The 12,505-nt window shown below is 56.7% G+C and carries 11 protein-coding genes; 10 read left to right on the top strand and 1 reads right to left on the bottom strand.

Going from position 1 to position 12,505, the window contains the following annotated elements; genetic code table 11:
• The first annotated feature begins 41 nt into the window (after window positions 1-41).
• From pilM to panD, 7 genes are all read left to right on the top strand, one after another.
• Window positions 42-1,481, top strand: coding sequence for a type IV pilus biogenesis protein PilM (gene pilM, locus PGY33_RS03035; protein WP_270477286.1), 1,440 nt, complete (start codon window positions 42-44; stop codon window positions 1,479-1,481).
• Window positions 1,478-2,182, top strand: a complete 705-nt coding sequence (locus PGY33_RS03040; protein WP_270477287.1) for a hypothetical protein — start codon at window positions 1,478-1,480, stop codon at window positions 2,180-2,182. The genes pilM and PGY33_RS03040 overlap by 4 nt, the downstream gene beginning before the upstream one ends.
• Window positions 2,179-3,861 (top strand): GspE/PulE family protein, encoded by a 1,683-nt coding sequence (locus PGY33_RS03045; RefSeq protein ID WP_270477289.1) that lies wholly within the window; start codon window positions 2,179-2,181, stop codon window positions 3,859-3,861. The genes PGY33_RS03040 and PGY33_RS03045 overlap by 4 nt, the downstream gene beginning before the upstream one ends.
• Before the next feature lie 273 nt (window positions 3,862-4,134).
• Window positions 4,135-5,001: a Rossmann-like and DUF2520 domain-containing protein gene (locus PGY33_RS03050; RefSeq protein WP_158575047.1), complete on the top strand. Its 867-nt coding sequence runs from the start codon at window positions 4,135-4,137 to the stop codon at window positions 4,999-5,001.
• Complete coding sequence (panB, locus tag PGY33_RS03055) at window positions 4,998-5,843, top strand: 3-methyl-2-oxobutanoate hydroxymethyltransferase (protein WP_118284685.1); 846 nt, start codon at window positions 4,998-5,000, stop codon at window positions 5,841-5,843. Before PGY33_RS03050 ends, panB begins: the two co-directional genes overlap by 4 nt.
• Window positions 5,844-5,863: 20 nt before the next feature.
• Window positions 5,864-6,712, top strand: a complete 849-nt coding sequence (gene panC / locus PGY33_RS03060) for a pantoate--beta-alanine ligase (RefSeq protein ID WP_118284686.1) — start codon at window positions 5,864-5,866, stop codon at window positions 6,710-6,712.
• Between the two features lie 3 nt (window positions 6,713-6,715).
• Entirely contained in the window at window positions 6,716-7,111 is a 396-nt protein-coding gene (panD, locus tag PGY33_RS03065) for an aspartate 1-decarboxylase (protein WP_110435293.1), read from the top strand.
• Window positions 7,112-7,564: 453 nt separating this feature from the next.
• On the opposite strand, the gene PGY33_RS03070 is transcribed toward panD, so the two are convergent.
• A complete protein-coding gene (locus PGY33_RS03070) occupies window positions 7,565-8,071 on the bottom strand; it encodes a DUF2798 domain-containing protein (protein ID WP_118359871.1) in 507 nt (168 codons plus the stop codon).
• A 265-nt stretch (window positions 8,072-8,336) separates the two neighbouring features.
• Here PGY33_RS03070 and PGY33_RS03075 point away from each other — a divergent pair, with 265 nt between their 5' ends.
• The 3 genes from PGY33_RS03075 to PGY33_RS03085 all read left to right on the top strand — a co-directional run bounded on the left by PGY33_RS03075 (window position 8,337) and on the right by PGY33_RS03085 (window position 12,109).
• On the top strand, window positions 8,337-10,880 hold the full coding sequence (locus tag PGY33_RS03075) for a heavy metal translocating P-type ATPase (protein ID WP_118478174.1): 2,544 nt from the start codon (window positions 8,337-8,339) through the stop codon (window positions 10,878-10,880).
• The gene (locus PGY33_RS03080; protein WP_118478176.1) at window positions 10,877-11,143 is read left to right on the top strand and encodes a metal-sensing transcriptional repressor; all 267 of its coding nucleotides are present in this window, start codon (window positions 10,877-10,879) and stop codon (window positions 11,141-11,143) included. The genes PGY33_RS03075 and PGY33_RS03080 overlap by 4 nt, the downstream gene beginning before the upstream one ends.
• Before the next feature lie 81 nt (window positions 11,144-11,224).
• Entirely contained in the window at window positions 11,225-12,109 is an 885-nt protein-coding gene (locus PGY33_RS03085; RefSeq protein WP_118478178.1) for a hypothetical protein, read from the top strand.
• Window positions 12,110-12,505 lie beyond the last annotated feature (396 nt).

Below are 12,505 nucleotides of genomic sequence, written 5' to 3' on the forward strand. Positions count from 1 at the left end.
CCTCGGAAACGTGTAAACCTCACAAAAGGGGAGAAATGAGAATGAACACAACCGTTTTGGCGCTGCAGGAGGAGCAGGTGCTTGTCGCGGTCGGCAAGTCCGGCGCGCAGCCTTCCGTGCAGGCGCTTTACAGTGCCCCCGCACACGGCGGCGGCATGGAAAACTGGGAGAAGGCGATAGGCGCACTCTGGCAGCAGCACAGGCTGCCGACCCGCGGCATCACGCTCGTCCTGCCGGATGAGGCGGTTGCTACCAAGACGATCACCGCGCCGAGCATGCCGGAAAACAAGCTGGAGGAGCTTGTGCGGCACGAAATGCGTCCGCGGGAGGATCAGCTTGTGGCGGCGGACTATGTGCCGCTCGGCACAGATGCTGAAGGCCGTCAGCAGCTGTTCTGCGCTGCCTGCCGCAAGGAAACGATGGAGGAATACCTTGCAATGACCGATCGGCTCGGTCTGCGCCTGGAAAACGTTACCGTTACCATGGCAGGACGGCTCAAGCTCCTGCATGCCATGCAGCCCATGCAGGGCAAGACCTGTATTTGGCTGTGCTTTGAGGGCAGCAGCGTGCTTTCGCTGCTGGTCGAGAACGGCGAGTACCGTTATTCCAGCCGCAGCCGTATTTTCAGTGAGCCGGGCACGGTGGATTTTGGCACTGAGATGACGCGGGATGTTTCCGGTACGATGCAGTTCCACACTGCAAGCCGCTCGGGCGGCACGCTGACCGATGTGTATTACGCCGGTTGCTCGGATGATGATTTCGAGGTGTGTCTGGCGGGTATCCGCGGTCTGGGTCTGGAAGTGAGCCGTCTGCCCGAATGCCGTGTGTTCCGCGCCCTGCCGAACGGCGAGCGGCTGGACGACTGGCTCGGCTGTGCCGAAACTTTGATTCGAACCGTACTTCGTGCAAACAAGGAGCTGGATCTGCTCCGCAGCTATCGGCGTTTGTCCCGCGGCAGCAAAGGGCAGACCGGCCTGCTGCACAGCTTCTACACACCGATTGCGGTGTGTCTGGTGTTGTGCGCTGCGGTTTGGTGTGTGTTCCTGCAGATGAACAGAAGCCTGAGCCACAGAACCGACGATATCAACGACTGGCTGAACGATCCGACCGTGATCGAGCAGTACAACGAGGCTGCCGAAAAGCAGCAGCGCAATGACAATCTGGTGCAGGGACTGCAGCAGGTGCGCAATCTGACGGACGCGCTTGCCACCTATCCGCAGGTGGACAGCGCCCTGATGAGAAAGATCGGTGCGGCAGGCGGTGCTCAGGTCAGCATGGTGCTGACCGGCTATGATGCGGCTACCGGCGCGCTGCAGTTCGATGCACAGAGCGGCAGCGTTATCGACATTCCGAGCTATGTGCTCAAGCTGCAGAAAACCGGCCTGTTCCGCAAGGTGGACTACACCGGCTATACCTATGAGGACGGCGTGTACGTCCTCAGCCTGAACTGTATCCTGCTGGGAGAGGAGGCAGCCGAATGAACATCGTTGTAACCGAACGTGATAAAAAGCTGCTCCGGCTGGTGGCCTGTCTGGCGATAATCGTCATTTTCGGCATGTATCTCATCCGTCCTGTGATGAAAAATCACGAAACGCTGCAGAACGAGTATGACGCCGCCGAACAGAAGCAGCAGGAATATCAGACGCAGATTGCCGCACTTGCGACGATTGACGATATTATCGCGCAGAATAAAGCCGCGCTGAACACGGCAAGCGAAAAATACTACAAGGGCGATCTGGAAACCCGTCAGATGGACGATATCATCACGGGTATCGCGCTCGAGAACGGACTGTTTCCGCAGTCGCTGACGCTGACGGAGGCCGCTCCGGGTGCGGTCAGCGCATATCTCGCCGAGCAGGAAGCTGCACAGACGGACAGCAGTGCGGACACCTCATCCGATGCGGAATCCGCCGATTCGACCGATGATACATCGGCAGCGCCGGTGCAGCCGGTCAACTGCGTTTATATCGGCACTGCGACTATCTCGGCGCAGGGCGCCGTAACCCAGTGGCTGAACTTCCTCGATGAGGTAGAGCACAGGTACAAGGGTCTGCGCGTGACCAATTTCAGTATTGCAGACTATGATTATGTGGAGAACAACACGCAGGCGGTCAGCACCAATCTGATCACCGGCACGCTGGAGATCTATATGTGTGTCAGCGACAAGGAGGCGGACGCATGAAAACCAATTTGCGTATCGGCGAAGTGCTGATGGAGCGCAATTACATCACGCAGGAGCAGATGGAGCAGGCGCTCGCCTACCAGAAGGAGCACCGTGAAAAGCGAGTCGGTCAGATCCTGATCGAGCTGGGCTTTGTCACCGAGACGCAGGTGATCGAGGCGCTGGCTGCCCGTCTGGGACTGGAAATTGTGAGCATCGGACAGATGCAGGTCGATCTGACCGCTGTCCGCATGATTCCGCGCGAGCTGGCGGAAAAGCAGAACCTGCTTGCGGTCGGCTTTGCGGACAAGAGCCTCGAGGTCGTGACGAACGATCCGCTGAACTACTTTGCCTTTGAGGAAGTGCGCCAGCTGACCGGCTGTCAGGTGGTCATTCGCCTGAGTGAAATGGGTCCGCTGCAGAGCGCAATCCGCTACTATTACGCCGAGGTCGGCGCGCAGCAGGCGGCACAGACCGCCAACGAGGACTTTGCAGAGCGTAATGTTGAGATGCTGCAGGTCGAAGAGAGCGAAAGCGGCGATCCGGAAGCGCCGATCGTCAAGCTGCTCAACAGCCTGCTCGACCGTGCAATCAGCACCGGCGCGAGCGACGTGCATATCGAGCCGTTTGAGGGCAGCACGCGCGTGCGCATGCGTATCGACGGCACGATCGTCGATTATGTAACGCTGCAGCGCAGTGTGCATCAGCCGCTGATCGCGCGAATCAAGATCATGGCGAACCTTGATATTGCCGAGCGCCGTCTGCCGCAGGACGGTCATTTCCGTATCCGTGTGGGACAGAGCGAGTACGTCAACATCCGTGTATCGCTGCTGCCGACCGTGTTCGGAGAAAAGGCGGTGCTGCGAATTCTGGCAACGGCCGGTCAGGTCGATTACGCCGGCCACTTCGGCATGGATGACGAAAGCTATGCAAGGTTCCTGCCTATGCTCAACTCACCGAACGGCATTATTTATATCACCGGTCCTACCGGCTCGGGTAAGTCCACCACACTGTACATGGTGCTCGAGTACCTGTCGCACCGGCAGGTGAATATCTCCACGGTTGAGGATCCGGTGGAGAAGAACGTGCCGAGCATCAACCAGACGCAGGTCAATCCGGTTGCCGGACTGACGTTTGAGTCCGGTCTGCGCGCACTGCTGCGTCAGGACCCGGATATCATCATGGTCGGTGAGACCCGTGACGGCGAAACCGCCGGTATTTCGGTTCGTGCCGCCATCACCGGTCACCTGGTGCTGAGTACGCTGCATACCAACGATGCGGTCTCGAGTATCGTCCGTCTGGCCGATATGGGCATCGACCACTATCTGATCGCAAACTCGCTGGTCGGTCTGGTCGCGCAGCGACTGATGCGCAAGGTGTGTCCGCACTGCGGCAGAGAGGTCGCAGTTACGCCGCAGGAGCAGGCGCTGCTCGGCAAGGATATCACGACCATCAAGCGCGGCACAGGCTGTGCGCACTGCAACGGCACCGGCTACCGTGGCCGTATTGCCGTGCATGAGATCGTCACGATCGACCGCAATATCCGCCGCATGATCAGCCGCGGCGCCGAAATCGAGGAGATCGAGGCCTACGCGCGGGAACAGCAGGGCATGCGCAGCCTGAAGGAAAAGGGTCTGGAACTGGTAAAACAGGGTGTTACTACACCGGAGGAGCTGCTCAGGATCGCATATTACGCATAATCGGAAACCGCTCTGTATCTTTTGATACAGAGCGGTTTTAACGATTATAAGCAGAATTACAGAACAAAATCTGCATAAATGAACGTACGTTTACTGTTGATTGACTCCCCAAAGCCGAAAACTTTTCCTTTACATTCTTATCTCAAGCGGGTATAATACCCATTGATGGATGGCATTCCGCAGAGCGGAAGCTATACCTTGTCACAACATGTTTTTCAAATTTTTCCGACAGTGATTTTACGTTGCGTCACACCACAGAAAGCGGGTGACAGCATGAACATTGGCATTGTTGGAGCAGGAAAAGTCGGCTTTTCCTTCGGCAGACTGCTTGCCGAAAAGGGCGTGCGGATATCCGGCTATTACAGCCGCAATTCCGACAGCGCAAGAGAAGCCGCAGAATTTACAAATTCCGGACACTATACCGACCTGGGCAAACTCATCGAAGATAGTGACGCGATTTTCATCACCGTTCCGGATAATGCGATCACCGAGGTGTATCGGCAGGTCGCAGAATTTGAAATTCAGGACAAGTATATATGTCATTGCAGCGGCGCCTGCACAGCCGAGGAAGCCTTTCCGGGTATTCACGCGCAGGGAGCCTATGCAATATCCATTCATCTGCTATTTCCGATCAGCAGCAAGTATAACTGCTGGCGGGAGCTGGCAGGTGCTTTTTTTTGCGTCGAGGGTGACGCGCAGGCGGTCGAGGTCTTTGTACCGCTGCTGCGCGGGCTAGGGCTGCAGGTGCAGACCATTTCGCCGGAGAGCAAGGCGCAGTACCACCTCAGCTGTGCACTGGCAAGCAACTTTGTCTGCGCACTTGTGCAGCGCAGCGCAGAGCTGCTGAGCGGCTGCGGATTCTCCGAAACGGACGCACTGCACGCGCTTGCGCCGCTCATGCGGAGCAATCTGGCGCATGTAATCGAGCACGGTGCCGTCTCAGCGCTGACCGGACCCATTGAGCGCGGCGACACGCAGACCGTGCAAAAGCATCTGTCGTGCCTGACGGAACGAGACGACCGGCAGCTTTACGCGCTGCTGGGACTCGAACAGGTCAAAATGGCACAGGAAAAACATCCTGAGCAGGATTACGGCACGCTTGCCGCCCTGCTGAACGGGGAAAAGGAGCAGAACGAATGAAGAACACAGTGAGTACATTTCTCTCGATGAAGCAAAACGGCGAGCGCCTCACCGAGATTACCAGCTACGATTACACGACCGCCAAGCTGGTGGAAAAAGCGGGCATCAACGCCATTCTGGTGGGTGATTCGCTCGGCATGACCATGATGGGTTATGACACGACCCTGCCGGTTACGATGGAGGACATGATCCACCACAGTGCATGCGTCGTGCGCGCGTGCGAGAACACCATGGTCATCATGGATATGCCGTTTATGAGCTATCAGGCGTCGGTTTCCGAAGCCGTGCGCAACGCAGGCCGGCTGATGAAGGAAGCGCGCGGACACGCGGTCAAGCTGGAGGGCGGCGCAGCCGTTGCCGAGCAGATTCGCGCCATTACGGATTCTGGCATTCCGGTGCAGGCACATATCGGCATGACGCCGCAGAGCGTCAACGTGTTCGGCGGCTTTAAGGTACAGGGCAAGGGCGAGGATGCGGCAAAGCGGCTGCTCGAGGATGCCTTTACCGTACAGGAGGCCGGTGCATTTTCGGTCGTGCTCGAGTGCGTACCGCCCAAGCTGGCGGCGCTCATCTCGAAAAAGCTGACCATTCCGACCATCGGTATCGGTGCGGGCGCAGGCTGTGACGGACAGGTATTGGTTTATCAGGATATGCTCGGCATGAATATGGACTTTACGCCCAAGTTCGCCAAGCAGTTCGACAATATCGGTGAGCGCATGGTGGACGCGTTCCGCGCTTACATGAACGAGGTTCAGAACGGCACGTTCCCGACCGAAAAGCAGAGCTTTGTCAAGTCCGACTGCAGCGATGAATATCTCGCCAAACTCGACGCTGAATTTTGAGAGAAACAGGAGCATATACAATGAAAATCGCAACAACCATCGCAGAAGTACGCGCACAGGTGCGCGAGTGGAAACAGCAGGGTCTGACCGTCGGTCTGGTGCCGACCATGGGCTATCTGCATGAAGGACACGCCAGTCTGGTCAAAACGTCCGTGCAGCAGTGCGACCGCACGGTAGCGTCCGTGTTCCTCAATCCGACCCAGTTCGGTCCGGGTGAGGATCTGGAGACCTATCCGCGTGATTTCGAGCACGACTGTGCGCTGCTGACCGAGTGCGGCTGTGACATGGTGTTCCATCCCGAGGTGTCCGAGATGTATCCGGACGGCTTTGCCACCTTTGTTGAGGTGCAGTCCGAAATGCCGCGTCAGCTGTGCGGCAAGACCCGTCCGATTCATTTCCGCGGCGTGTGCACGGTCGTTTCCAAGCTGTTCAACATCGTAACGCCGGATAAGGCGTTCTTCGGTCAGAAGGACGCACAGCAGCTGGCGATCATCCGCCGCATGGTGCTCGACCTGTCCATGGGCATTGAGATTGTCGGCTGCCCGATCATCCGTGAGGCGGACGGTCTGGCGAAGTCCTCGCGCAATACCTATCTGAGCGCAGAGGAGCGCAAGGCGGCGCTCGTGCTGTCGCGCGCTGTAAAGCTCGGTCAGGAGTTGGTACAGAACGGCGAGAAAAACGCGGATAAGGTCGTGGATGCCATGCGTGCGCTTATCGAGCAGGAGCCGCTCGCGCGTATTGATTACGTTTCCGCAGTGGACGGCCTGACCATGCTGCCGGTGCATGAGATCAACGGCGGTGAACTGGTCGCTATGGCGGTCTATATCGGCAAAACACGCCTGATCGACAACTTTTCGGTGGAGGGATAAGCCATGACAGTACAGATGCTCAAGGGTAAAATTCACCGTGCAACGGTCAAGCAGGCTGAGCTGAACTACGTCGGCTCGATTACCGTTGATGCCGATCTGCTGGATGCGGCCGGTATTTACGAATATGAGAAGGTTGCCATCGTGGATATTGAGAACGGAAACCGCTTTGAGACCTATACGATCGCCGGTGAGCGCGGCAGCGGCATGATCTGCCTGAACGGCGCGGCGGCGCGCTGTGTCAGCGTGGGCGATAAGGTTATTCTGATGGCGTACGCGCAGCTGACGCCGGAGGAGGTCAGGAACGGCTATGCTCCGCAGGTCGTGTTCGTGGATGAGGAAAATAAGATCGTCCGCACCACTACCTATGAGAAGCATGGTCTGCTCAAGGATATGGCGTAATGAAAAAGGAGAACCCGGGTGGGTTCTCCTTTTTCATTGGTACAGAGCTGAGGATTAGAGTGAAGAGAGGTAAGGTGAAACGCAGGCACAAGAAAATATTCGCAGGTGCCGTCTATCACAGCGACACTGTTGCGTCGCGCCTGCGGAGAGTAAACCGTATATGTAGCAGCAGGGTAGGCGAGAACTGCGTAGAGGTAGAGAAATGGGCGCACACTGTGCGCCCCTACGGAAGAAAAAATCCTTTGCCGTTTCTCTTTTCGAAGCGGTCGCCGGTCTCTGGTCTGCGCCAGACTATCAAATAAAAGGAAACTGGAGTCCCAAGAGGATAGTACTCATCTAATCCACGCACGGCGTGGGAACAAGGTTTAGTGGCCTACGGGCAAACCTTGGTGTCTATCCTTTTGGAACCCCAGCTAAGGGTTAGCACCCATTCCTTATGCGTAAGTAAGCAGATTAACCCTGAACCGACTCCATCTCCGTTGCAGAGGACTTGTCTGCGTTCTCCCGGAACAGCAGACCGAAAATGCGGCGCACCAGCGGACCGGCTGCAAAGAACTGCCACAGCAGCGCCATCGGGAAGTTCATAACGGTGGTCTGTACCCAGATTGCAAAGAACTGTGCGTTATGGCTGTCCTTGAACAGCAGGGTGGCAAAGAAGCTCATGCACGGGCACATCAGCCATACGGATGCAGCCGAGATGGCAAGCATAATGCTGGTCTGGCTGGCTTCGCGCGGGTTGACAAGACGGAATGCAACCTTCATCGCCAGCTTGCCGACAAACACCAGCTCGAGCAGAATTGCGATAACAGTCATGATCGGCCACTCGTGGAATACCGCGAGAAATACCCAGTTCTGCATGGAACCGGTGTTCAGCACGATGTTGTACGCTACCATGCCGTATACCATGACAGAAGCCATGATAATGGTGTAAATAACGTCCTGAAATTTGTTTTTTGGCATTTTGTTTTCTCCTTTTTGTGTATGTGAAATATTTTTTGATAACGAATAGAAATGTAGCTGAACGCAAAAAAATAGGACGAAGTAAACTTTCGTCTACTTCGTCCTATGGACTACTTCAACTACCATTAATTATAGATATCATACCATATTTTATGGGCGTTCGTCAAGACTAACTTCGTTCTTGACAATACTGTTCCCTGGGTGTATACTTTGTCTGTAAATAGACCCCATCCCTCGGGGGAGGGGTACAGATAGGAGATGCGATATGAAACAACGGTTTCGGGTGGGCGGCATGAGCTGCGCGGCCTGCTCCGCCCATGTGGAGAAAAGCGTTTCGGCGGTGCCGGGTGTCAGCGGTGTGCAGGTAAATCTTCTCGCTGGCAGCATGGCGGTCGAGTACGATGAAAACGCGTGCGACGCACAGACGATTATAAAGGCGGTCGAGTCTGGCGGCTACACGGCTGCGGTGGACGATGGCAGGCAGACATCGGCTCCGGCGCAAAGCCCGCAGGCGGACGAGGCGCTGAAGGAAATGAAGACCCGTATTATCGTTTCGGCGATTTTCATGCTTGTCCTGATGTACTTCTCGATGGGCGAGATGGTCGGGCTGCCGCTGCCGTCCTATGCGACAGGCATGGACGGCATGTTCCATCTGGCGCTCACGGAGCTGCTCCTCACGCTGCCGATCGTCATTATCAACCGCAAATATTATATCAATGGCTTCAAAACGCTGTTGCATCGTGCCCCAACTATGGACGCGCTCATCGCCGTTGGCTCGGGTGCGGCGCTTGTGTACGGCATTTACGCGCTGATTCAAATCGCGCTCGCGCCCACGCCTGAGGCAGCCCACAGCTTTATGCACGACCTGTATTTTGAATCCGCAGGCATGATTTTGACGCTGGTAACGCTCGGCAAGTTCTTTGAAGCGCGTGCCAAGCGCAAGACCGGCGAAGCCATTGCGGCACTGATGGACCTGCGTCCGCAGACCGCCGAGGTCATCCGTGGCGGTCAGACCATGCAGCTGCCGATTGAGCAGGTACAGGTTGGTGACCTCGTTATCGTGCGCGGCGGTCAGTCCGTGCCGGTTGACGGCGAGATCACCGAGGGCAGCGCCTATCTGGACGAAAGCGCCATCACCGGCGAGAGCATGCCGGTCGAAAAGCATGTCGGCGACACCGTAATCGGTGCAACCGTGTCCAAGAGCGGCTATGTTGTCATGAAGGCATTGCGTGTCGGTGACGATACGACTCTGAGCCAGATCATCCGTCTGGTAGAGGAGGCAGGCGCGTCCAAGGCGCCAATCGCCAAGCTGGCGGATAAGGTGGCAGGGGTATTCGTTCCGGTCGTTATGGGCATTGCGCTCGTGACAGCAATCATCTGGCTGCTGGTCGGTGAAACGCCGAGCTTTGCGCTCACACGCGCGATTTCGGTTCTGGTCATCTCGTGCCCGTGCGCACTGGGACTGGCAACGCCGGTCGCTATCATGGTCGGCACAGGTGTCGGCGCAAAGAACGGCGTGCTGTTCCAGTCGGCGGAGGCGCTTGAGAATCTGCACAATGTCCACGCGGTTATCATGGACAAGACCGGCACCGTAACCGAAGGACGTCCGGTCGTAACCGACGTAAAATCCTTCGGCGTGGAGTCGGCTGACCTGCTCTCACTGGCGCTGTCACTCGAGAGCCGCAGCGACCATCCGCTGGCGGACGCCATTGTGCGCTATGCACGCGAGAAGAACGCGCAGAAGCGTTCGGTCACTGACTTTGAGATGCTCGAGGGGCAGGGCATTCGCGCGTTTGTGGATGGTGTACCGTGCTTTGCGGGCAACCGCCGCATGCTGCTGGCTAACGGACTGGCGCTGTCCGGCTCGATGCAGAAGCTGGGCGATGAGTTCGCCGCGGCAGGCAAAACGCCGCTGTTCTTTGCGGCAAACCGCCAGATTGTCGGTATTTTTGCGGTCGCTGATGTGCTCAAGCCGACCAGTAAGGCGGCAGTCGAAGCACTGCGCAGTATGCACATTGACGTAACGCTGCTCACCGGCGACAACCAGAAAACCGCGCAGTCCATCGCGTCCGAGTTGGGCGTGACCGATGTGATCGCTGAGGTGCTCCCGCAGGACAAGGAGCGCATCGTGCGCGAAAAGCAGGGCAAGGATCGCAAGGTTGCCATGATCGGTGACGGCATCAACGATGCACCGGCGCTTGCGCGTGCCGATGTCGGCATTGCGATTGGTGCAGGCACGGACGTGGCTATCTCGTCTGCGGACGTTGTGCTGATGAAGAGCGACCTGATGGACGCGGTGGACGCCATCCGGCTGTCGCGCCGGACTATGCGCAACATTCGCCAGAACCTGTTCTGGGCGTTCTTCTACAACTGCATCGGCATTCCGATTGCGGCGGGTCTGCTGTGGGTACCGTTTGGCATCAAGCTCAGTCCGATGATCGGCGCGGCGGCAATGAGCCTTTCGTCCGTCTGCGTGGTATCCAACGCGCTGCGCCTGCGCTTTTTCAGCGCAACACCGAGAAAAACGGCGGGGACGCCTGCTGTTTTGCCCATAAGCGGCGAAAAGCCGCTTACGGCACATAAAAAGGAGGAAAATGTTATGGAAAAGACAATCAAGGTTGATGGCATGATGTGTCAGCACTGCGTGGCACATGTCAAAAAGGCACTCGAGGGTGCAGCAGCCGGCTGTGATGTTGCGGTCGATCTGGATGCAGGCAAGGCAGTCGTTTCGGGCAAAACGCTGCCGGAGGATGCCGTTCTGACCGCAGCCGTCACCGAGGCGGGCTATGAGGTGGTTGACATCAAATGATGGCAGATCGTAAAAAGGTCGAGCCGCTGCTCAAAACCGCGCGCGGGCAGATCGACGGCGTGCTCAAAATGATTGAGGACAACCGCTACTGCATGGATATTATGATGCAGCTGCAGGCGGTGGAATCGCTGGTGCATAAGGCGCAGAGAGAGGTTCTTCGCGGACATCTTTCCGGCTGTGTGCAGGATGCGTTTGAGACCGGAGATCAGAACGAGCGTGAGCAGAAGATCGCAGAGATCATCAAGCTGCTGGATAAAGCGTAAACGGAAGGACGTGCCAAAAGGCACGTCCTTTTTGTTTGAAAATTGAAGATTTGTGCAGTTTCCGCAATCAGAAACTGCGGTATGATCGAAATCGGTGCCGACACGGTTATCAAGAACAACGGTAGCAAAACTCAGTATGGCGGCGGTATCCGCAATTACGGTGAAATTACTGTTTCTGCTGGTGCACAGCTGTATAACAACCATGCACTGATTGCTGGCGATGATATTTACAACGGTACCTATAAGTATAAAACTTACACTTGCGATGGCCGCATCACTTTTGCACCTGTCGGCAAGGACTGGGTACTGGACGACTGCAACGACCCGATCGTAGGCTGGTATCACGACGGCAAGGAAAAGCTGACGGACAATGCATACAAGCGCTGGAACGGTGATGGTGAAGGCGATGCCTACTACGCTGACGAATATACGGTTAGCGAAGAGGCTGTTTCCGAAACGCTGGCTCTCAAGGCTGCACACGGTCAGCTCTGCAGCGTAACCTACGAAGTAACCGGCGACATTCCGTCTGATGCAGGCGCAGTTCCGGCGGCAGCCAAGGTGAAGAAGGGCGGCAGCTACACCGTCGCACCGGTACAGACCACCTCGCAGAGCCGCTACACGTTCAGCGGCTGGCGGATCAACGGTAGTGGTGATGTTGTAACCGAGATCAAGGACATTCAGCAGGATGTCAAGCTGATCGGCGTATGGACCCGCAGATCGTCCGGCGGTGGCGGCGGCAGCAGCAAGCCGACCGTTGATATTCCGGATGATGTACCGACCTCGGCGCACCCTGTGGGGCAGATTGTACTAATTGTTAGATTCGCAGGTGTTGTCCATCGCCACCAGACTGACGAGTTGTGCAGCACTGTTATCACCCAGGGCCTCTCTCTTGCTCTTCGGCGATTCACCTCGTGTCGCGCTTGCGGTATCGCCTTAACCGTATGTGTAGCAGTACGCTGTCTGTGAACTGCGAATATTTTACGAAAGATACGGTAGAGTAACCCGGCTGCCGTTCCCCATTTCGGAGCGGTCGCCGGTCTCTGGTCTGCGTCAGACTATCCAAGGGAAAGGGATGAAAATCAGAGGGTGGAAACCGTAGGTGTCTACCCTCTTGTGCCCCTGCCGGGTAGGCAAATCCCCGCTGAATCTCAGCGAAAAACATCCCGTCCGTTAGGGACGAACACGCTTACGCAGTTCGAGTACTCCGCTCAGCCGGTGCTGAAAAAGCTACCGCTCGGACAGGGCGTAGCGCATACGCGCCTCGTGTGCCAAGCAAAACCGGTGTCGGGAATGGTCTCTGCTAAAGATTAAAATAAAGATTAAAAGAAAAAGCACTTACTTTCGTAAGTGCTTGATGGTGGA

This window comes from Butyricicoccus sp. AF18-9LB (assembly GCF_027684505.1).
GTDB lineage: Bacteria > Bacillota > Clostridia > Oscillospirales > Butyricicoccaceae > Agathobaculum > Agathobaculum butyriciproducens.